Annotated in this window: 19 protein-coding genes and 1 tRNA gene; 11 read left to right on the top strand and 9 right to left on the bottom strand. The window is 66.5% G+C overall.

The features are described 5' to 3' along the window. Window positions 1-122 precede the first annotated feature (122 nt). From fdnG to NP552_RS19130, 7 genes are all read left to right on the top strand, one after another. Complete coding sequence (fdnG, locus tag NP552_RS19160; RefSeq protein WP_146094976.1) at window positions 123-3188, top strand: formate dehydrogenase-N subunit alpha; 3066 nt, start codon at window positions 123-125, stop codon at window positions 3186-3188. After that, entirely contained in the window at window positions 3188-4135 is a 948-nt protein-coding gene (gene fdxH, locus NP552_RS19155; RefSeq protein ID WP_043861915.1) for a formate dehydrogenase subunit beta, read from the top strand. Before fdnG ends, fdxH begins: the two co-directional genes overlap by 1 nt. Continuing rightward, window positions 4132-4785: a formate dehydrogenase subunit gamma gene (locus NP552_RS19150; protein ID WP_274097054.1), complete on the top strand. Its 654-nt coding sequence runs from the start codon at window positions 4132-4134 to the stop codon at window positions 4783-4785. The genes fdxH and NP552_RS19150 overlap by 4 nt, the downstream gene beginning before the upstream one ends. Then, on the top strand, window positions 4782-5702 hold the full coding sequence (gene fdhE / locus NP552_RS19145; RefSeq protein WP_088514372.1) for a formate dehydrogenase accessory protein FdhE: 921 nt from the start codon (window positions 4782-4784) through the stop codon (window positions 5700-5702). The genes NP552_RS19150 and fdhE overlap by 4 nt, the downstream gene beginning before the upstream one ends. Window positions 5703-5804: 102 nt before the next feature. Further along, window positions 5805-7229 carry an L-seryl-tRNA(Sec) selenium transferase gene (selA, locus tag NP552_RS19140; protein WP_123753527.1) on the top strand — a complete coding sequence of 475 codons (1425 nt, stop codon included), beginning with the start codon at window positions 5805-5807 and terminating at the stop codon, window positions 7227-7229. Next, window positions 7226-9139 (top strand): selenocysteine-specific translation elongation factor, encoded by a 1914-nt coding sequence (gene selB / locus NP552_RS19135; protein ID WP_274097055.1) that lies wholly within the window; start codon window positions 7226-7228, stop codon window positions 9137-9139. Before selA ends, selB begins: the two co-directional genes overlap by 4 nt. 6 nt (window positions 9140-9145) lie before the next feature. Continuing rightward, window positions 9146-9241: transfer RNA gene (locus NP552_RS19130), tRNA-Sec, on the top strand. A 14-nt stretch (window positions 9242-9255) separates the two neighbouring features. Here NP552_RS19130 and NP552_RS19125 read toward each other — a convergent pair. After that, on the bottom strand, window positions 9256-10248 hold the full coding sequence (locus NP552_RS19125; RefSeq protein ID WP_274097053.1) for an asparaginase: 993 nt from the start codon (window positions 10246-10248) through the stop codon (window positions 9256-9258). Between the two features lie 79 nt (window positions 10249-10327). Beyond that, window positions 10328-11776 (bottom strand): alanine/glycine:cation symporter family protein, encoded by a 1449-nt coding sequence (locus tag NP552_RS19120; protein ID WP_078481653.1) that lies wholly within the window; start codon window positions 11774-11776, stop codon window positions 10328-10330. A gap of 168 nt (window positions 11777-11944) precedes the next feature. On the opposite strand from NP552_RS19120, the gene NP552_RS19115 reads away from it, so the two are divergent. After that, entirely contained in the window at window positions 11945-12763 is an 819-nt protein-coding gene (locus NP552_RS19115; RefSeq protein ID WP_078481654.1) for a helix-turn-helix domain-containing protein, read from the top strand. A 12-nt stretch (window positions 12764-12775) separates the two neighbouring features. Here NP552_RS19115 and NP552_RS19110 read toward each other — a convergent pair whose 3' ends face one another. Next, entirely contained in the window at window positions 12776-13618 is an 843-nt protein-coding gene (locus NP552_RS19110) for an alpha/beta hydrolase (protein WP_054916428.1), read from the bottom strand. A gap of 254 nt (window positions 13619-13872) precedes the next feature. Here NP552_RS19110 and NP552_RS19105 point away from each other — a divergent pair, with 254 nt between their 5' ends. Then, window positions 13873-14757: a sugar nucleotide-binding protein gene (locus tag NP552_RS19105; RefSeq protein WP_043861906.1), complete on the top strand. Its 885-nt coding sequence runs from the start codon at window positions 13873-13875 to the stop codon at window positions 14755-14757. Further along, on the top strand, window positions 14750-15679 hold the full coding sequence (locus NP552_RS19100; RefSeq protein WP_054916426.1) for an NAD-dependent epimerase/dehydratase family protein: 930 nt from the start codon (window positions 14750-14752) through the stop codon (window positions 15677-15679). Before NP552_RS19105 ends, NP552_RS19100 begins: the two co-directional genes overlap by 8 nt. Before the next feature lie 102 nt (window positions 15680-15781). Here the strand turns inward: NP552_RS19100 and NP552_RS19095 are convergent, their stop codons facing one another. The 5 genes from NP552_RS19095 to NP552_RS19075 all read right to left on the bottom strand — a co-directional run bounded on the left by NP552_RS19095 (window position 15782) and on the right by NP552_RS19075 (window position 19649). Continuing rightward, window positions 15782-16465 (bottom strand): OmpW/AlkL family protein, encoded by a 684-nt coding sequence (locus NP552_RS19095; protein ID WP_043861904.1) that lies wholly within the window; start codon window positions 16463-16465, stop codon window positions 15782-15784. Window positions 16466-16575: 110 nt separating this feature from the next. Next, complete coding sequence (locus NP552_RS19090; protein WP_043861948.1) at window positions 16576-17088, bottom strand: DUF3299 domain-containing protein; 513 nt, start codon at window positions 17086-17088, stop codon at window positions 16576-16578. An 11-nt stretch (window positions 17089-17099) separates the two neighbouring features. Then, the gene (locus tag NP552_RS19085; RefSeq protein ID WP_043861903.1) at window positions 17100-18365 is read right to left on the bottom strand and encodes an ABC transporter permease; all 1266 of its coding nucleotides are present in this window, start codon (window positions 18363-18365) and stop codon (window positions 17100-17102) included. Beyond that, window positions 18365-19084: an ABC transporter ATP-binding protein gene (locus NP552_RS19080; protein ID WP_043861902.1), complete on the bottom strand. Its 720-nt coding sequence runs from the start codon at window positions 19082-19084 to the stop codon at window positions 18365-18367. Before NP552_RS19080 ends, NP552_RS19085 begins: the two co-directional genes overlap by 1 nt. A gap of 1 nt (window position 19085) precedes the next feature. After that, window positions 19086-19649, bottom strand: coding sequence for a DUF2796 domain-containing protein (locus NP552_RS19075; protein WP_088514366.1), 564 nt, complete (start codon window positions 19647-19649; stop codon window positions 19086-19088). A 125-nt stretch (window positions 19650-19774) separates the two neighbouring features. Between NP552_RS19075 and NP552_RS19070 the strand changes: the two genes are divergently transcribed. Continuing rightward, a complete protein-coding gene (locus NP552_RS19070) occupies window positions 19775-20119 on the top strand; it encodes a hypothetical protein (RefSeq protein ID WP_078481672.1) in 345 nt (114 codons plus the stop codon). Between the two features lie 79 nt (window positions 20120-20198). On the opposite strand, the gene trxA is transcribed toward NP552_RS19070, so the two are convergent. Continuing rightward, a complete protein-coding gene (gene trxA / locus NP552_RS19065; RefSeq protein WP_054916424.1) occupies window positions 20199-21071 on the bottom strand; it encodes a thioredoxin in 873 nt (290 codons plus the stop codon). Window positions 21072-21097 lie beyond the last annotated feature (26 nt).

The raw sequence follows: 21097 nt of genomic DNA, 5'->3' as shown, positions 1-21097 counted from the left end.
AATGGTGCTTGGCCCGATCTTGGCTAGAGTGAATATTGACGACCACCCAGTGGCCGCCACCGTGACTGTTCACGAGACGCCGGCAATGCTCCGCGCGTCCACCACCTGATCAGGAGTGCACGATGGATCTCAACCGTCGGCAATTTTTCAAGGTCGCCGCCATCGGCCTTGGAGGTTCGAGCCTGGCGGCGCTGGGCATGGCCCCCACGCCGGCCTTCGCCGAACAGATACGCCACTTCAAGCTGGCCCGTACCAAGGAAACCCGCAACACCTGCCCCTACTGCTCGGTCGGCTGCGGCCTGATCCTGTACAGCCAGGGCGATGCGGGCAAGAACGTGGCGCAGAGCATCATCCACGTCGAAGGCGACGCCGATCACCCGGTCAACCGCGGCACCCTGTGCCCCAAAGGTGCAGGCCTGCTGGACTTTATCCACAGCCCCAGCCGCCTGCAGTACCCGCAGGTGCGCAAGCCGGGCAGCAACGAGTGGACGCGCGTCAGCTGGGATGAGGCCATGGACCGCGTGGCCGAGCTGGTCAAGGCCGACCGCGACGCCAACTTCATCGAGAAGAACGCCCAGGGCCAGACCGTCAACCGCTGGCTCAGCACCGGGTTCCTCGCGGCCTCGGCGGCTTCCAGCGAAGCCGGCTACCTGACCCACAAGGTCATTCGCAGTTTGGGCATGCTGGGGTTCGACAACCAGGCGCGTGTCTGACACGGCCCGACGGTGGCAAGTCTTGCCCCGACGTACGGCCGTGGTGCCATGACCAATCACTGGACCGATATCGCCAACGCGAACCTGATCCTGGTGATGGGCGGCAACGCAGCAGAAGCGCACCCGTGCGGTTTCAAATGGGTGACCGAAGCCAAGGCGCACAACCAGGCGCGGCTGATCGTGGTCGACCCACGGTTTACCCGTACCGCCTCGGTGGCCGATTACTACGCGCCGATTCGCACCGGCAGCGACATCGCCTTCATGGGCGGCCTGATCAACTATCTGCTCAGCACTGACCAGATCCAGCACGAGTACGTGCGCAACTACACCGACGTGTCGTTCATCGTCAAAGCCGGCTTCGGCTTCGAGGACGGGCTGTTCAGTGGCTACGATGCGGCCAAGCGTACCTATGCCGACAAGTCCGGTTGGGGCTACGAACTGGGTGAAGACGGTTTCGCCAAGGTCGACCCGACCCTGCAGGACCCGCGCTGCGTCTACCAGCTGATGAAGCAGCACTACAGCCGCTACACCCCGGAGCTCGCCAGCATGACCTGCGGCATGCCCCAGGCCAGCATGCAGAAGATCTGGGAAGAGATCGCCACCTGCTCCACACCCGGCAAGACCATGACCATCCTCTATGCCCTGGGCTGGACCCAGCATTCGATCGGTGCGCAGATCATCCGCAGCGCGGCGATGGTGCAACTGCTGCTGGGCAACGTCGGCATGCCGGGTGGCGGGGTCAACGCCCTGCGCGGGCACTCCAACATCCAGGGCCTGACCGACCTGGGCCTGCTGTCCAACTCCTTGCCGGGCTACCTGACCCTGCCCGGTGATGCCGAGCAGGACTACGACGGCTACATCGCCAAGCGCGCCCTCAAGCCGCTGCGCCCAGGGCAGCTGTCGTACTGGCAGAACTACGGCAAGTTCCATGTCAGCCTGATGAAGGCCTGGTATGGCGCCAACGCCACTGCCGAGAACCACTGGGGCTACGACTGGCTGCCCAAGCTCGACATCCCAGGCTACGACGTGCTCAAGATGTTCGACATGATGGGCAGGGGCGAGGTGCACGGCTATATGTGCCAGGGCTTCAACCCGATTGCTGCGCTGCCCGACAAGAACCGCGTCACTGCCGCGCTCAGCAAGCTCAAGTGGCTGGTGGTGATGGACCCGCTGGCCACCGAAACCTCGGAGTTCTGGCGCAACGCAGGGCCGTACAACGACGTCAGCACGGCCGACATCGCCACCGAGGTCATCCGCCTGCCCACCACCTGCTTCGCCGAGGAGGACGGCTCGCTGGTCAACAGCAGCCGCTGGCTGCAGTGGCACTGGAAGGGCGCCGACGGCCCGGGCGAAACCCGTACCGACGTGCGCATCATGAGCGACCTGTTCCTGCGCCTGCGTGAACGCTACCGCGCCGAGGGTGGCGCGTTTGCCGAACCGCTGCTCAACCTCAGCTGGCCGTACAAGGTCGCCGACGAACCCTCCCCCGAAGAGCTGGCCAGGGAGCTCAACGGCGTGGCCGTGACCGATCAGGTCGATGCCACCGGCGCTGCGCTCAAGGGCGGCCAGCAACTGTCGGGGTTCGCCCAGCTCAAGGACGATGGCAGTACCGCGTCCGGCTGCTGGATCTTCTGCGGCAGCTGGACCGAGCAGGGCAACCAGATGGCTCGGCGCGACAACAGCGACCCGTATGGCATGAAGCAGAACCTGGGCTGGGCCTGGGCCTGGCCGATGAACCGGCGAATCCTCTACAACCGTGCCTCGGCCACCCCGCAAGGCCAGCCCTGGGACCCGAAAAAACGCCTGGTATGGTGGAACGGCAAGGCCTGGACCGGCACCGACACCCCGGACTACAAGGCCGACGTGCCCCCCGAGGCGGGCATGAACCCGTTCATCATGAACCCCGAAGGGGTGGCCCGGTTCTTCGCCGTCGACAAGATGGCCGAAGGCCCGTTCCCCGAGCACTACGAACCCTTCGAGACGCCGATCGGGATCAACCCGCTGCACCCCACCAACAAGAAGGCCACCAGCAACCCGGCCGGACGCATCTTCGACTCGGTGTGGGACACCCTCGGCCAGGCCAAGGACTACCCCTACGCGGCCACCACCTACCGGCTGACCGAGCACTTTCACTTCTGGAGCAAGCATGCGCGCCTGAATGCCATCGCCCAGCCCGAGCAGTTCGTCGAGATCGGTGAAGTGCTGGCGCAGCAGAAGGGTATCCAGGCCGGCGACCGGGTGCGGGTGAGTTGCAAGCGTGGGCATATCGAGGCAGTGGCGGTCGTCACCAAGCGGATTCGTCCGCTGCAGGTCAACAACCAGACCGTGCACCAGGTCGGTATCCCGCTGCACTGGGGCTTCACCGGGCTGACGCGGCATGGCTACCTGACCAACACCCTGGTGCCGTTCCTCGGCGATGGCAATACACAGACCCCGGAATCGAAGTCGTTCCTGGTCAACGTGGAGAAAATCTGATGGCCAGCCAAGACATCATTGCCCGTTCGGCCACCACCACGCTGCCCCCCTCGGTGCGCCAGCAGGAGCAGGTCGCCAAGCTGATCGACACCACCAAGTGCATCGGCTGCAAGGCCTGCCAGGTGGCGTGTTCGGAATGGAACGAGCTGCGCGACGAGGTGGGTCACAACCACGGCACCTATGACAACCCGCAGGACCTCAGTGCTGAAAGCTGGACGCTGATGCGCTTCACCGAGCACGAGACCGCCGACGGCAACCTGGAGTGGCTGATCCGCAAGGACGGCTGCATGCACTGCGCCGACCCCGGCTGCCTCAAGGCCTGTCCCAGCCCGGGGGCGATCATCAAGCACGCCAACGGCATCGTCGACTTCAACCAGGACCACTGCATCGGCTGCGGCTACTGCATCACCGGCTGCCCGTTCAACATCCCGCGCATCTCGCAGAAGGATCACAAGGCCTACAAGTGCACCCTGTGTTCCGACCGCGTGGCCGTGGGGCTGGAGCCGGCCTGCGTGAAGACCTGTCCCACCGGCGCCATCGTGTTCGGCAGCAAGACCGACATGCAGGAGCACGCCGCCGAACGCATCGTCGACCTCAAGTCGCGGGGCTTCGAGCATGCCGGCCTGTACGACCCGGACGGCGTGGGTGGCACCCATGTGATGTACGTGCTGCACCACGCCGACACGCCGCGCGTGTACGCGGGGCTGCCCGACAACCCGGTGATCAGCCCGCTGGTCGGGCTATGGAAGGGCGTGAGCAAACCGCTGGCGCTGCTGGCCATGGGTGCGGCGGTGCTGGCCGGGTTCTTCCACTACGTGCGCATCGGCCCGCAGCGGGTCGAGGAAGAGGATGACGAGCATCCTGACACCAGCGTGCATCAGGTCGACCCGTCGGTGCATGTGTATGACCCGGGCAAGCCCACCGCACCAGGGGAGCAACGGCCATGAAGCACAAGCCGATACTGCGTTACACCGCCAACGAGCGCACCAACCACTGGCTGGTGGCGATCCTGTTCTTCATGGCGGCACTGTCGGGGCTGGCGCTGTTTCACCCGGCGCTGTTCTGGCTCAGCCACCTGTTCGGCGGCGGGCCGTGGACACGTATCCTGCACCCGTTCATGGGCGTGCTGATGTTCGTGCTGTTCCTGGGGCTGGTGCTGCGCTTCTGGCGGGCCAACTTCATCACCGCCACCGACCGGCAGTGGCTGCGCCGGGTCGACCGGGTGATCCGCAACGAGGAGGAGGGCGTACCACCGGTGGGCAAGTACAACGCCGGGCAGAAGCTGCTGTTCTGGACCCTGCTGGCGTGCATGCTGGTGCTGCTGGTGAGTGGCGTGGTGATCTGGCGTGCCTACTTCAGCGCGTACTTCGGTATCGACACCATTCGCCTGGCCACCCTGCTGCATGCCCTGGCCGGCTTCGTGCTGGTGCTGAGCATCATCGTGCACATCTATGCCGGCATCTGGATCAAGGGCTCGGTCAGCGCCATGCTGCATGGCTGGGTCAGCCGCACGTGGGCGCGCAAGCACCATGCGCTATGGTACCGGGAGGTCACTCGGGACGAGCGGCCCGACACGCACAAAGGAGCCAAGCCTTGAGTACCGTGATGGAACCCGATCAGATCCAGGCGTCGGCCAGTTCGCCGCCGTTTCTGCACCCGCCACCGCCCCAGCTGTTTGCGCTGCGTGCCGAACGCCTCGACCTGCTGGCCGAGGGGCATGCGCTGGGCGACTACCTGCGCTTCGTGGCCGGGTTGTGCCGCGTGCAGCAGGGGTTGCTGGACAACCCGCCGGCAGCAGCCATGCCCGACCCGCAGCGCCTGCAGCTGTGCGTGACCCACGGCCTGGCGCCACTGGCCGCCGACAGCCTGGTGCGCGAGGGCGCCTGGCAGGGCTGGCTGGATGCCCTGTTGCAACGCTACGAGGCGTCTTCGCCGCTGGCGCATCAGGCCCAGACGCAATTGCGCGAGGCCGGGGCAGGGCAGCGCATGGTGTGGGCGCTGGCACTGCTGGGCGGGCAGTACAGCGCGGTGCCGGCGGCGCTGGTGCCGTTTCTGGGGGCCGCGCTGCAGGCGGCGTGGAGCCATTGGCTGCTGGCCATGCCCGGCGTCGAACTCAAGCCCGGCGACAGCCTGGGGCAGTGCCCGGCATGTGGTTCGCCGGCGATGGCCGGGGTAATCCGCCACCGCGGCAAGTACAACGGCCTGCGCTACCTGGTGTGTGCGTTGTGTGCCTGTGAATGGCATGCGGTGCGGGTCAAGTGCGTGTATTGCGAGCAAAGCAAGGGCTTGCAGTACTTCAGCCTGGAGGATGACCGCCATGTCGCCGGGCAGGCGCCGTTGCGGGCCGAATGCTGCCTCGAATGCCACAGTTACCTGAAGCTGGTCTACCTTGAAAGCGATGCGCAATCGGAGGCCCTGTCGGCAGACCTGGCCAGCCTGGCACTGGACATGCGCCTGGATCAGGAGGGCTACCAGCGCCTGGCGCCGAACCTGTTGCTGGCCCCGGGCCTGTAGGGCGGCCTTGCGCGAAGGGCGCACTACACTGTGGGATCCGACCCTGCGCGGTGTTCCATTCGCCGGCAAGGCCGGCTCCTACATAGGCCGGAGCGTTTTTGCATGTCCTCCAACGTCACTCAGTGCACCCACCGTCTACCCTCCATCGACACCCTCCTGCGCAGCCCTGCCTGCGTTCCCCTGGTGGACCGCTACGGCCGCGACGCCGTGCTCGCCACCTTGCGCCAACTGCTCGATGACCTGCGCGAGCCCGCCCGCCACGGCCAGCTCGGCGCTGCCGAACTGGCGCCCGAGGTGCTCGCCGGCCGCACCAACGAACGCCTCGCCGCCCGCCACCGCAGCCACATCCGCCGGGTGTTCAACCTCACCGGCACCGTGCTGCACACCAACCTGGGCCGCGCGCTGCTGCCCGAAGCCGCCATCGAGGCCGTCCAGCTTGCCGCGCGCCACCCCCTCAACCTCGAGTTCGACCTGGACAGCGGCAAGCGCGGCGACCGTGACGACCTGATCGAAGGCCTGATCCGCGAGCTCACCGGCGCCGAGGCCGTGACCGTGGTCAACAACAATGCCGCCGCCGTGCTGCTGGCGCTCAACAGCCTGGGCGCGCGCAAGGAGGGCATCATTTCGCGCGGCGAACTGATCGAGATCGGTGGTGCGTTCCGCATCCCCGACATCATGGCCCGCGCCGGGGTCAGGCTGCACGAGGTGGGCACCACCAATCGCACCCACGCCCGCGACTACGAAGCGGCAATCAACCCGCGCAGCGGCCTGCTGATGCGCGTGCATTGCAGCAACTACAGCATTGAAGGCTTCACCAGCCATGTGCCCACCGCCGAGCTGGCGCAACTGGCCCACCAGCACGGCCTGCCGCTGCTTGAAGACCTGGGCAGCGGCAGCCTGCTCGACCTGACCCGCTGGGGCCTGCCCGCCGAACCCACGGTGCGCCAGGCCCTGGCCGATGGCGCCGATATCGTCACCTTCAGCGGCGACAAGCTGCTCGGCGGTCCGCAGGCCGGGATCATCGTGGGCAGCAAGGCGCTGATCGCGCGCATCAAGAAGAACCCGCTCAAGCGTGCCCTGCGGGTCGACAAGTTGACCCTCGCCGCGCTGGAAGCGGTGCTGGGCCTGTACCGCGACCCCGACCGCCTGGCCGAGCGCCTGCCCAGCCTGCGCCTGCTGACCCGGCCGCAAGCCGAGATCCTGGCCCAGGCCGAACGCCTGGCGCCGCGCATGGCACAGGCGTTGGGCGCGTCGTGGAGCGTTGCCGCGCTGCCTGCACTGGGCATGATCGGCAGCGGCAGCCAGCCGGTTGCACGCCTGCCCAGTGCTGCGCTGTGCATGCGCCCACAGGTGTCCAAGCGCCTGCGCGGGCGCAGCCTGCTGGCGCTGGAAGCGGCCTTGCGCGCGTTGCCCATCCCGGTGCTCGGGCGCCTGGACGACGACGCGCTGTGGCTCGACCTGCGCCAGCTGGATGACGAACCCGCGTGGCTGGCGCAGCTGACGCAACTGGCGGTACTGCCCACGTGATCGTCGGCACCGCCGGGCACATCGACCATGGCAAGACCGCGCTGCTCGAAGCCCTCACCGGCCAGGCTGGCGACCATCGGCGCGAAGAGCGTGAACGCGGCATCACCATCGACCTTGGCTACCGTTATGCCGCGCTGGCGGCGGATGCGCCGTTGACCGGCTTTGTCGACGTGCCGGGCCACGAGCGGTTTATCCACAACATGCTGGCCGGCGCCCAGGGTATCGACCTGGTGCTGCTGGTGGTGGCGGCCGACGACGGGGTGATGCCCCAGACCCGCGAGCACCTGGCCATCGTCGAACTGCTGGGCATCGCGCAGGCGCTGGTGGCCATCACCAAATGCGACCGGGTCGAGCCGGCGCGGGTGCAGGCGGTGCAGGCCCAGGTGCGCGGGCTGCTTGCGCCGGGACCGTATGCCGGGGCGGCGCAGTTCGCGGTGTCGAGTGTCAGCGGCCAGGGTATCGAGGCACTGCGTCAGGCATTGCTCGCCGCGCAGCACGCCCTGCAGCCGCGTAGCCAGGGTGGCGCTTTTCGCCTGGCCATCGACCGGGCCTTCAGCGTGGCCGGGGCCGGTATCGTGGTCACGGGCACCGCGTTGTCCGGGCAGGTTCAGGTGGGCGACAGCCTGGTGCTGGGCAAGGCGGGCAAACCGGTGCGGGTGCGCGGCCTGCACGCGCAGAACCAGGTCGCGACCCAGGCCTTCGCCGGGCAGCGCGTGGCCCTGAACATCAGTGCCGAGCGGCTGGCGCTGGAGCATATCCACCGCGGCGACTGGCTGCTGGCCGAGTGGCTGCATGCGCCTACTCAGCGGCTGGATATCGAACTGCACCTGCTGGCCGGGGAAGCCCGTGCACTCGAGCATTTCAGCCCGGTGCACCTGCACCTGGGCACCCAGGACGTCACCGCCCGCGTCGCATTGCTGGAAGGCGAGCGGCTGGCGCCCGGGGCGCGCATGTTCGCGCAGCTGCTGGTCAACGCGCCGGTGCAGGCGGTGCATGGCGACTCCGTGGTGCTGCGCGACCAGAGTGCCCAGCGCACCCTTGGCGGCGGGCGCGTACTCGATCCATTCGCCCCGGCCCGCCAGCGCCGCAGCCCGCAGCGGCTGGCGCAGCTGCAGGCACTGGCGGCGGCCGACAGCCTGGAACAGGCCTTGCCGGCGCTGCTTGCGCAAGGCACGGGCGGGCTCGACCCGCAGCGCCTGGAGCGCCAGTTCAATCGCTTGCGCAACCACTGGCGGCTGGATGCGCAGGTGCAGGTGGTGGCCACGCGGCAGGGGCCGCTGTTGTTCGACACGACGCAATGGCAGGCGCTCAAGGCCTGGGTGCTGGCGCAACTGGCGCGCTTTCACGAGCTCGAACCCGACCAGCTCGGCCCTGACCGCGACCGCCTGCGCCGTTTCGCCAGCCTGGCACTGGAGCGGCCGGCGTTCATCAGCCTGGTGGACGAGTTGCTGGGCGAGCAGGCGATTGCCAGCAGCGGCCCGTGGCTGCACCTGCCCACGCACCAGGCGCGCCTGAACGAGGCCGACACGGCGCTCTGGCAACAGGTGCAACCGTTGCTGCTGGCGGCGCGTTTCGATCCGCCCTGGGTGCGCGACCTGGCCCGCGCCACCGGCAGCGAAGAAGCCGAGGTACGGCTGCTGCTGCGCAAGATGGCGCGTCTGGGCCAGGTGCACCAGGTGGTGCGCGATCTGTTCTATCCCGAGGCCACAGTGCGGCAAATGGCGGCTATGCTGTTGCGCATGGCGGGTGATGAGGTGCAGGTGACGGTTTTTCGTGATGCGCTGGGTATCGGGCGCAAGCGCAGCATCCAGGTGCTGGAATACTTCGATCGCATCGGCCTGACCCGGCGCCTGGGCGACCAGCGCCGCATTCGCCGCGACAATGCCCTGGCTCAACCGGGCGACAACTGAATTCAAGGAAGGCAATCGCGCCCGGTGGCGCGGCCGGGCTTCAAACCCGGTTGGGGACGGCAGCCGTTCCCGGGCAGGTTCGACTCCGGCTGCCTTCCGCCATTTTTCGCAGTGCCTCAGGCCACCCGTTCACCGCACAGGTCCAGGGCGAACCAGTGCTCGGCGGTGTCGATGCCCAGCCCCGCGCCCAGCAGGGCGAACAGCTTGCCCAGCGCCGCCTCGCGGGTCATGCCGCCGCCCGATACCAGGCCGGTCTCGCGCAGGCGGCTGCCGGCGGCGTAGGTATCGAACAGCACACTGCCCTCGATGCACTGGCTGATGGCGGCAATCAGCACGCCACCCTGGCGCGCCTTCTGCAACGCCTGCATCAGTGCTGCATCTTCCGATGGGCCGGTGCCGCTGCCATAGCATTCAAGCAGCAGGCCGCGCACGCCGCTCACCACCAGTGCCTGCACCTGCTCGGCCTGCAAGCCGGGGTACACCGGCAGCACCGCCAGTTTCACCGGCACCCGCGGTTGGGCATAGCCGAGTATCGCGGGTAACGCGCTGGCGCGGCTGCCTTCGCGGTGGCGCGCCGGCGCGGCAAACGCATCGAAGGCCTCGCTGCGCAGTTTGCTGGCCCGTGCGCCGTGCAGCAGCTGGCCTGCGAAATACAGCTGCACGCCGCTTTGCAGGCCGCTTTCGAACAGGGCCAGGGCGCCGTGCAGGTTGTCCCAGGCGTCGCTGTGCGGTGCGCCGGCCGGCAGCATCGAGCCGGTGAGCACAACCGGCACATCCAGCCCCAGCAGCAGGAACGACAACGCTGCTGCGCTGTAGGCCAGGGTGTCGGTGCCGTGCAGCAGCAGGATGCCGTCGTGGCCGTCACGCGTCACCGCCGTGACGATGGCCGCCTGCATGGCCAGCCAGTTGGCCTGCTGCATGTTGGCGCTGTCGAGCAGCGGTGACATCTCCTGCAGGCGCCAGTGCACCCGGGGTGGCGTCGGGTGCGTGTCCAGCCAGGCGCGCATGCGTGCCTCGAAGCCACCGGCCGGCGCCAGGCCATGGGGCGTTTGCAGCATGCCGATGGTGCCGCCGGTGTAGAGGACGAGAAGGTTCTTGACCGCGCGCATGGTGAGCATTCCAGGCAGGTGAGAAAGGGGCATCGCGAATCGGCTGCCGCCCGCGAACGGGGCGGCGGCACAGGGTTGCTCAGCGTTGCGCTTGAGCTTGAGCTTCGCCCACGCTGGCAGGGCGTGCGCTTTCAGCGGGCTGGACAGCAGGCCAGGCCTGGGTGTCCAGGTCCAGGTCGGGGAACCTGGCCGAGTCGAATACCGGCTGCTTGATGCCTGCCTTGCGCTGGTCGTCGTAGTCGCGCATCACGCGCAGGCCGATCTTGAACAGCAGCGCCAGGGCGATCAGGTTGACGAAGGCCAGGCACGTCATGGTGATGTCGGCGAAGGCGAACACGGTCGACAGGTTCTGCACCGAGCCCCACACGATCAGCGCCAGCACCAGGGCACGGTAGACCATCAGCACCGCACGGTTGCGGGTCAGAAACTGCAGGCTGTTTTCGCCCAGGTAGTAGTTGTAGAGGATGCAGGTGAACACGAACAGCGACAGCGCCACGCTGACGAACAGGCGACCCCAGTCACCGACCACGGCAGCCAGCGAGTTCTGGGTCAGCACGATGCCGTCACCTTCGAAGCCCGGGGTGTAGAAGCCCGACAGCAGAATCAGCAGCGCGGTGCAGGTGCAGATCACGAAGGTATCGAGGAACACGCTGAATGCCTGCACCACGCCCTGGGCGCCCGGGTGTTTCACTGCCGCCACGGCGGCCACGTTGGGCGCACTGCCAAGGCCCGCTTCGTTGGCGAACACGCCACGCTTGACGCCCATCACGATGGCACTGCCCAGCAGGCCGCCGAAGGCAGGGTCCAGGCCGAAGGCGCTCTTGAAGATGGTTTCGAGCATGGCCGGCACGTGTTCGATCTGGCTGCCGATCACGTACAGGGTAACGCCGATGTAGGCCAGGGTCTTGACCGGCACCAGCAGGTCGGACACCGAGGCGATGCGCTTGATCCCGCCCAGGAACACGATGGCCAGCAGCACGGCCAGGGCAATCCCGGTGTGCTCCGGGGCGAAGCCGAAGGCGTTCTGCAGCGAGTGGGTCACGGTGTACGACTGCAGGCCGTTGAAGGCGAAGCCGTAGGTCACCAGCAGCAACACCGAGAACACCACTGCCATGGCGCGCAGGTTGAGGCCGTGCAGGATGTAGTAGGCCGGGCCGCCGCGGTACAGGCCGTCACCGTCGGCGCGCTTGTAGACCTGCGCCAGGGTGCATTCGAAGAAGCTGCTGGACATGCCCACCAGCGCCGTCACCCACATCCAGAACACCGCGCCCGGGCCGCCCAGGGTCACGGCGATACCGACGCCGGCGATGTTGCCGGCACCCACGCGCCCGGCCAGGCTCAGCATCAGTGCCTGGAACGAACTCAACTGGCCCGCCTGGCCGCGCAACGATTCCTTGAATACGCCGAACATATGGATGAAATGGCGAAACTGCACAAATCGCGAGCGCAGGGTGAAATAGCTTCCCAGTCCGACGATAAGCACGATAAGGAGCTTCCCCGAAAGGAAATCGTTGAGCACTTCGAGCATGGCGTGACCTCGGTTCTTGTTCTGAATGACAGTGGCTGACGGCGTGCGCCGTTTGCCTGGGGGCGCATGGTTGGTCATGACAAACGTCGTTACAATTTCGCGGGTTGCTCTGAGTTGATGCGACCTGATGCTAAACTGGCGCCTATCGCATCAATCGGTACCTGATCAATGAGTCAACACCTGGGCCCCAACCTCAAGCTGGCGTGCAGCCATTACCGCTCTATTTCCGAGGTTTGCCGGCAGCTGTCGATCAACCGGGCGCAGTTCAACAAGTACCTGAGCGGGCAGAGCCAGCCGACGGCGTACAACCTCAAGCGCATCGGCGACTTCTTCGGCGTCGAGGACTACGAACTGGGCCTGCCGCCGGAACAGTTCGCGCGCCTGATCGGTGCGCGCAGCTCGGCGCTTGCCAGCCCGGCCCAAGCCGACCCGTTGCTGGAACTGCTGCGCCCGCTGCGCGAGCACGAGGGCAATCTGTCGCGCTACTGCGGCTACTACTTCGAATATTCCAACTGCATGTCGGTGCCGGGCAGCATCCTGCTGTCGCTGGTGCACCTGCGCGAAGAACGCGGCACGTTCCTGTTCGAGCGCCAGGAACGCCAGGAGCGCTCCAGCAGCACCGACGTGCAGGCCGAAGACTGGGTGCGCTGCCGCTACCTGGGCGCGGCCTTTCAGTTGCAGGACCGGGTGTTTCTGATCGACTACGAATCGCTGACGGTCAACGAGATGAGCCAGACCATCCTGATTCCCAGCTTCAAGAGCCGCATCACCCGGCTCAACGGCCTCAAGACCGGCGTCTCCAGCGGTGACCGGCGCACTCCGGCGTGTACCCGCGTGGTGTGGGAATACCTGGGCGCGGAAATCAACCGCATCAATGCCTACCGCCAGGTCCGGCTGTACCGCCCGGATGACCCGCGCATCGATGACGATGTGCGCGCACGGCTCAACGTCGGGCCGATTCGCAACGGCCTGTTCGAGATCGAGTGAAGGGTGCCGTGCTCAGCGGCGAATGAATGCCGCCACCTGCTGCGCCAGGGCCCCGGCCTGTGGGGGATGGGCGCGCAGGTGGGCGGCGATGCCGTGGTCGCAGTCGGGCAGGGTCAGCTGTTCGAAATGCCCGGGGGGTAGGGTGTCGCTCAGCGCCTGGATGACTTCGGCCGGGATCGGGCTGTAGCGCAGCATGCCGTCGATTTCCACATGGCCTGCCGACGTGCCCGGGGTTCGCCCATGGTGGGCGGCCAGCAGGCCATCGTATTGTCCCAGCACCAGCAGCACCTGGCCGCGATAGCTGCGCAGGAACTTGTAGCTGTCGCTGTCGAGAAATCCGTGGGGGGTGCTGATGGCGCGGGTGAAGGCCGGGCCGAACGGTGCATCGTAGGCGCTGTCGGCATAGACCGCCGGGCACAGCAGCACCAGCTTGTTCACCTGGCGTGCATGGTGCGCTGCCACTTTCAGCGCCAGCGCTGCGCCCAGGCTGTGGCCAATCACGGTGTTGCAGCGATGCTCGACGTGGCGAAAGAAGCGCAGCGCCTCGGCCAGGTTGGTGTGCAGCGAGGGCGCCCGGGCCCCCGGCAGGCTGGCCAGACTGTGCCCCGACAGGTTGCCGGTCAGCGAGCCGATGCCCAGGGCCTGCAGGCGGTACAGCAGCGGGTTGAGGTGGGTGAAGTCGCTGCGTGCGCCGCCGAGCATGAACAGCGGCGGCGCGTGCTCGATATCGGGGATCAGCAGCCGACCTTCCTGGCTGTAGCCGTCGAACGTTTCGACCACCAGGCACTCGCGGCCCGGGCTGGGTTCGTCGAATTGCCAACGCTCACGTCCGTGTGCGGCCGTCTTGATCGGCATGAAGCGGTCCTCTTGCCCGGGGTGAAGGGTCGACAAGTCGACATGAACCAGCGAGGCTGACGCTTTTACAGTAGATGCAGTCGGGCATTTCTGGTGGGCGCGCAGGTTATTTCTTGAACTACGTTGAACCCGTCACACTTTGCGCTGACACACTCTAGACTTTGGCGTCAGTCGGCCCCGCGTTGGACTTCGCTTGCTGGAAGCCGCAAAATATCCGCTTTCCCTCAATTTATCTGACCGGACCTGCTGACTCTATGCGAATGCGCCTGATGCTGTTGGGTGGTGGAAATGCCCTTGGGCAAGCGCTGATTCGCCTCGGGGCCGAGGAAGATATCGGCTTTCTGGCGCCGCGCCCACCTGACCAGGGCTGGGATGCCGCGAGCCTGACCCAGCTGCTCGATGACACCCGCCCCGATGCGCTGATCAATCTGGCCTACTACTTCGACTGGTTCCAGGCCGAATCGGTGAGCGAGCAGCGCCTGGCTTCGCAGGAGCGTGCGGTCGAGCGCCTGGCCGAACTGTGCCAGCACCACAACATCATCTTGCTGCAACCCTCCAGCTACCGGGTATTCGACGGTTCGCGGGCCACGGCCTACAGCGAAAAGGACGAGCCGGTACCGCTCGGCCAACGTGGCCAGGCGTTGTGGCGCATCGAACAGAGCGTGCGCGCGACCTGCCCGCAGCACGTGCTGCTGCGCTTTGGCTGGGTGCTCGACGACAGCGTCGACGGCGTGCTGGGGCGTTTTCTGACCCGCGCCGAGCACTCGCAGGAACTGCTGCTGGCCGACGACCGGCGTGGCAACCCGACCCCGGTCGACGATGCAGCGCGGGTGATCCTGGCGGTGCTCAAGCAACTGGACTGTGGCGCGCCACTATGGGGCACCTACCATTACGCCGGCAACGAGGCGACCACGCCGCTGGCGCTGGGTCAGGCGATCCTCAGCGAAGCCGGGCAACTGCGTCAGCTGGCCGTCGAAGCGCCCACTGCGCAGGCCCACGCCGCCCGCCCGGATGCTGCCGAAGAACCCCAGCACGCAGTGCTGGCCTGCAAGAAAATCCTCCACACCTTCGGCATCAAGCCGCGTGCCTGGCGCGCCGGCCTGCCGACCCTACTGGACCGGTTCTATCGTCATGGCTGATGCTCCTATCCTGATTACCGGGGGGGCCGGCTTCATCGGCTCCCACCTGAGCGACGCGCTGCTGGCCAAGGGGTACGCGGTGCGCGTGCTCGACGACCTGTCTACCGGCCGGCGCCTGAACCTGCAGCTGGACAACCCGCGCCTGCAACTGATCGAGGGCGACGTGGCCGATGCCGCCCTGGTGGCCCGGGCCGCCGAGGGCTGCCAGGCCGTGGTGCACCTGGCGGCGGTGGCCTCGGTGCAGGCCTCTGTGGAAGACCCGGTCAGGACCCACCAGAGCAACTTCATCGGCACGCTGAACGTGTGCGAGGCGATGCGTGTGGCCGGCATCAAGCGCGTGCTGTTTGCCTCCAGCGCTGCGGTGTACGGCAACAACGGTGAAGGCCAGGCCATCGACGAGGACACGCCCAAGGCGCCGCTGACCCCCTATGCGGTGGACAAGCTGGCCAGCGAGCAGTACCTGGACTTCTATCGTCGCCAGCATGGGCTGGAGCCGGTGGTGTTTCGCTTCTTCAATATCTTCGGGCCACGCCAGGACCCGTCGTCGCCGTATTCGGGAGTGATCAGCATCTTCTGCGAGCGCGCCCTCAACGGCACGCCGATCAACCTGTTTGGCGATGGCGAGCAGACCCGTGACTTCCTGTATGTGGCCGACCTGGTGGCGGTGCTGGTGCAGGCGCTGGAACAGGCGCAGGTGCAGGAGGGCGCGGTGAACGTGGGGCTGAACCGCGCCACCACGCTGAACCAGTTGCTCGACGCACTGCGCAAGGTGGTAGGGCCGTTGCCCGAGGTCAATCACGGGCCGGCGCGCGCGGGTGATATCCGTCATTCGCGGGCCGACAATGCGCGGCTGCTGGCGCGCTTCGACCTGCCCGAGCCGACGCCACTGGCCGATGGGCTGGCGCACCTGCTGGGGCGCTGAACGTAAAAAGCTTCGCCGGCAACGCCGGCTCCTGCAGGCGGTATCTCCCTGACGGGAATCGCAGCCAAAAAAAAGCCCCGAATGATCGGGGCTTTTTCATGGTCAGAACTTGTAACCCACACCCACCATGTAGACCCATGGGTCCACATCCACGCTCACCTTGGTCTTGCCCACGCCCAGCGCGCTTGGGCCGTCGATGGTGGCCTTGGTGTCGATGTCCACGTACCAGACCGCGGCGTTGACCAGCAGGTTGTCGGTCAGCATGTAGTCCATGCCCAGTTGGCCGGCCAGGCCGACCGAGTCCTTGAGCTTCATGTTGCTGAAGCCCTGGGCCTTGCGGCTGCTGCTCAGGTCTTCATCGAAGAACAGGGTGTAGTTAAGACCGATACCGGCGTAAGGCTGGAACTTGGAGGTCGGCTCCATCGGGTAGTACTGCAGCGACAAGGTCGGTGGCAGTTGCTTGATGTTCGCCAGCTTGCCGTCCAGGCCCGCGCCCAGGCCCTTGACGCCCACTTCGTGCTGGAACGGGGTGGCTGCCAGCAGTTCCAGGCCGATATGGTCGGTCAGCATGTAGGCAAAGGCCAGGCCCAGCTGGGTGTCGCTGTCCAGGGTGGCCTTGGTGCCGCCAACCTTGGTGCCGTCGAGCTTGATATCGCCGCTGTCTTCGTTCGGTGCGGTGGTGATCGCACCGGCACGCAGAATGAAATCGCCCGCCTGGTGGGCGTGGGCAACAGGGGCTGCAAGCGCGAGGGCAATGAGCGAGGCGCTGAGCAAGGACTTGTTCATGGAAGCTCCCAAAGGACGTTTAGAATTTAATGTGTCCAATGGTAAGGAGCTGACAGGCGGTGATTCTTGACGCAGCTCAATGAAACCGCAAACGCCCTGGCGCGGGGCTTCTATTGTAGTTCATAGGCGTAGATCTTCTCGGCTTCCATCTGGTAGCCGGCCTCGGCCAGCTCGCTGCTGGAAGCCTTGACCTGCATCGGCCCCTCGATCCAGTAGGGCTGGTACAGCTCCTCGACCTTGATGCCGATTTCGCTGAACACGTGCACGATCTGGTTCGACGGTGGGGGCGGCACGTGAATGCACGCGCCGTAGTACGGCACCAGCAGGAACTCGGTGGTACGGCCTTCCTCGCTGACTTCCAGTGGCACGATGTAGCCCGGCAGCTTCACCTGCTGGCCATCCAGTGCCTTCACCACCGGCGCGTCGGGCGCCTGCTGCTGCGCCGCCGGGCCGCTTTCGCCGGCCAGCGCGTTGCTCAACTGCGAAAGGTCGTGCAGTGGGGTCATCTGCGGCACGATCACCGGTGCACCCTCGGGGATCAATTGCGGCCATTCCAGCGTGCGCGGCTCACCCGCCCACAGGGGCGGGGCAATCAACAGCAACAACAGCAGGGCACGACGTATCACGGGCGTTCTCACAGGTGAATGGACAAACCGTCGGCCAGCGACTGGCGGTAGGCCCGCCAGGCCGGAATGCTGCCCATCAGCACGGCGGCGCCGAGGATGATCCCCAGCAGGCTCCACTCGTGGGCGCTGGGCAGCGCCAGCGGCAGGTACAGGCCGTAGTTGGCCTGCACCGTGCCCTGGGCCAGGGCGATGCCAAGGTAGAGCAGGCCCAGCCCGGCGGCAATCCCCGCCAGCGCCAGGGTGAACGCCTCCATCACCAGCAGCCCTGCAATATGCCAGGGGCGTGCACCCACCGAGCGCAGGATGGCCATTTCGCGGCGGCGCTCGTTGAGGCTGGTGAGGATCGCCGTGAGCATGCCGATCAGGCCGGTCAGCACCACGAACAGCGACACCACGAACAGCGCCTGTTCGGCGGTGCCCATCAGGCTCCACAGCTCCTGCAGGGCCACGCCGGGCAGAATCGCCAACAGCGGCTCGCCGCGAAACTCGTTGATCTCGCGTTGCAGGGTGAAGGTGCTGATCTTGTTGTTCAGGCCCAGCATGAACGCGGTGATGGCCTTGGGTGTGAGGTCCATGCCACGGGCCTGTTCGGCGCTGACGCGGCCGGCGCCGCGGGCGGGCACGCCGTTGTGCCAGTCGACGTGGATCGCCTCCATGCCGCCAAGGCTGATGTGCAGGGTGCGGTCCACCGGGGTGCCGGTGCGTTGCAGCACGCCCACCACGGTGAACGGCTTGTCGTCATGCTTGACCAGGCTGATGGCGGCCACGCCATGGGCCAGCACCAGCTTGTCGCCGAGTTTGTAATGCAGCGCGTCGGCCACCTCGGCGCCCAGCACCACCTCGAACGGGTCGCTGGCGAAGGCACGCCCGCTGGCCAGCTGCAGGTGCTGCTTGCGCCCGTACTGGTAATGCTCGAAGTAGGCTTCGGTGGTGCCCATCACCCGGTAACCGCGGTGCGAGTCGCCCAGCGAGATCGGGATGGCCCACTTCACCCGCGGGTTGCTGGCGTAGTGCTCGAAGCTGTCCCAGCGGATGTTGTTGGTGGCGTTGCCGATGCGAAACACCGAGTACAGCAGCAGGTTCACCGAGCCCGAGCGCGCACCGACAATCAGGTCGGTGCCACTGATGGTGCTGGCAAAACTGGCGCGGGCCTCGGTGCGTACCCGCTCCACCGCCAGCAGCAGGCACACCGACAGGGCGATGGCGAAGGCGGTGAGCAGGGCAGTGAAGCGGCGGTTGGCGAGACTCGCCAGGGCAAGGCGGAGCAGGTACATCAGGCCTCCAGGTCGCTGGCAGGGCGCGCGGCGCGGTTGAGTTCGGCAAGCGACAGCTGGCGATCGAACAGCGGTGCCAGGCTCTGGTCGTGGCTGACGAACAACAGGCTGGAGCCGGCTGCGCGGCATTCGGCGAACAGCAGGCGGATGAAGGCTTCACGGGTGTCGGCATCGAGCGCCGAAGTCGGCTCGTCGGCAATCACCAGCTCGGGTTGGCCGATCAGCGCGCGGGCGGCGGCCACCCGTTGCTGCTGACCGATCGACAGGCTGTCGGCGCGCCGTGCCAGCAGTGCCGGGTCCTTCAGGCCCAGATGGGCGAGCAGGCTGGCGGCGGCCTTGTCCACACTGCCGTAGCGCTGGCCGGCGCGTTGCGCCCGGCTGCGCGAGAAACGGCACGGCAGCTCGACGTTTTCGCGCACCGACAGAAACGGCAGCAGGTTGAACTGCTGGAAGATGTAGCCGGTATGATCGACGCGAAAACGGTCGCGCTGGCCCTGGCTGAGCGCGCCCAGCTCCTGGCCGAGCAGGCGGATGCTGCCGCGGTCGGCCTTCTGCACCCCGCCCAGCAGGCCCAGCAGGGTGGTCTTGCCACTGCCGCTGGGGCCCTTGAGGAACAGCGACTCGCCGGCCTGCAGGCGCAACGCCGGGATGTCCAGCAGCTCAGGCTGGCCGGGCCAGGCGAAACCCAGCCGGGACAGTTCGATCAGTGCCTGGCCCATGTCAGAAGTCGATCGCGCTGCGGGTCGGGGTCAGGTCCACGCCCTTCTGGCCATTGGGGCCCACCAGTTGCAGCTGGATCTTCTGGGTGGCGGGGAAGGCCTTGAACAGTGGCGCCAGGTCCAGTCGGGTGAGCTGGGCCGGGGTGGTGCATTCGAGTTTGTAATGGGCGTTGATGTCGCTGTGTTCGTGATCGTGGGCGTCGCCATCCTCGTCATGCACCGGCTTGTCGCCGAACAGCGGGCTTTGCAGGTCTTGGTCGGTTTCGCTGCAACCGGCTGCCTTGTTCAGGCCGAACAGCGCCAGGGGTGTTTCGAGCTGGGCGCGCACGGCCGCGACCTTGGCCTTGTCGGTGGCAGAAGTGGCGGCATGTTCGAAGCCCACCAGGTTCATCGCCGGGCTGTCGAATTCCAGCTCCAGGGCATTGCCGTCGAGTGCGACGTTCAGGTGCGCCACGCCATGTTCATGGGCGCCCAGGCTGCCATGCTCATGGTCATGGTCGTCATGGGCGTAAACCAGACTCAGGGGCAGCAGGGCAAACGGCAAGGCAAGCAGCAGACGACGCATGGGCGGAACTCCGGAAGGCGCTGAAAGAGTTTCGAAATGTTATAACAACTTGTCGGCTGCGTACCAGTGTCGCTGGATGAAACTTCGTGGGAGCATGGGCGCCTGATCGAGTGGAGGGTGCGAACGTGCGTATTCGTGGACACATCGGCGAATGGCCGGTGGATTTGAGCGTGGAGCTGGAGCCCCATGAGTGGGCGCAGCTGGGCGGGCAGTTGCAGGCGGCCGGGGCGCCGGCGGTTGCCGCTGCTGTACCGACGGCGCCGGTTCGACCGGACGATGCAGTGTGGCAGGCGGCGCGCGAGGTGTTGCGCAAGGCCGGTCAGTTGAACGGGCCCCAGTTGCTGGAGGCGCTGGAGGGGTTGGCGGGCAATACGGCGGCCGGCAAGCGCCTGCTGGTGCGTTTGCGCCATAGCAGCGAGGTGAGGGTGGAAAGCGGGGCGGATGCGCCGGTCTATCACTGGGTCGGCTGAACACCGCGTTGATCCCATCGCGGGTCAAGCCCGCTCCCACAGCGCGGGTAGGTAACCTTGTGGGAGCGGGCGGTTGACCTCAGTACAACGCAGCAAACAGCTTGCGGCGGTAATCCAGCACCAGCGGGTGCTCGTTGCCCAGCAGGTCGAACACCTGCAGCAGGGTCTTGTGCGGCAGGCCGCCTTCATACCCGCGGTTGCGCTTGAACAGTTTCAGCAGCCCGTCCAGCGCCGCCTCGTACTGCTGGCGCGACAGCTGCTGCACTGCCAGCTGATACGCCGCCTCGTCATCCTCGGCGTTCTGTGCCAGGCGTGACTTCAGGTCGGCCACGTCCGGCAGGCTGGCGGCCTGCTTGAGGAACGTCAGCTGCGCCTTGGCACCGGCCAGTGCAGCCTTGTGCTCATCGCTCTTGACCGCATCGAGCACGGTCTGCGCTTCGCCCAGCTCGCCACGCTCGGCCAGGCAACGGGCATACAGGATCAGTGCCGCGGCATTGCTGTTGTCTTCGGTCAGCAGGGCCTGGAGCAGCGCCTCGGCCTCGCTGAAGCGTCCCTCGGCAAACAGCCCCTGGGCCACTACCAGCGGGTCGGCCGCCGCCGGTGGCGGCAGTTGCACATGCGGTTCGAGCATTGCGCGGATTTCCGACTCCGGGCGTGCCTCGGCAAAGCCGTCGACCGGCTGGCCATCCTTGAACAGCACCACCGTCGGCAGGCTGCGGATACCGAAGCGCGCGACAATGTCCTGTTCCACATCGCAGTTGACCTTGGCCAGCAGCAGCTCACCCCGGTATTCGGCGGTGATTTTCTCCAGCAGCGGCATCAGCACCTTGCACGGCGCGCACCAGTCGGCCCAGAAGTCGACGAGCACGGGTTTGACGTGGGAGTTCTGGATCACCGACTGGTCGAAGTCGGCGCTGGTGGCATTGAAGATGTACGGGGTTTCCTGGCTCATCGCGACTCTCGCAAATCCTTGAATGG

The sequence above is a fragment of the Pseudomonas sp. 8209 genome (assembly GCF_028682105.1).
In the GTDB taxonomy this organism is placed as follows: domain Bacteria; phylum Pseudomonadota; class Gammaproteobacteria; order Pseudomonadales; family Pseudomonadaceae; genus Aquipseudomonas; species Aquipseudomonas palmensis.
This window is presented reverse-complemented; position numbering and strand designations above follow the sequence as displayed.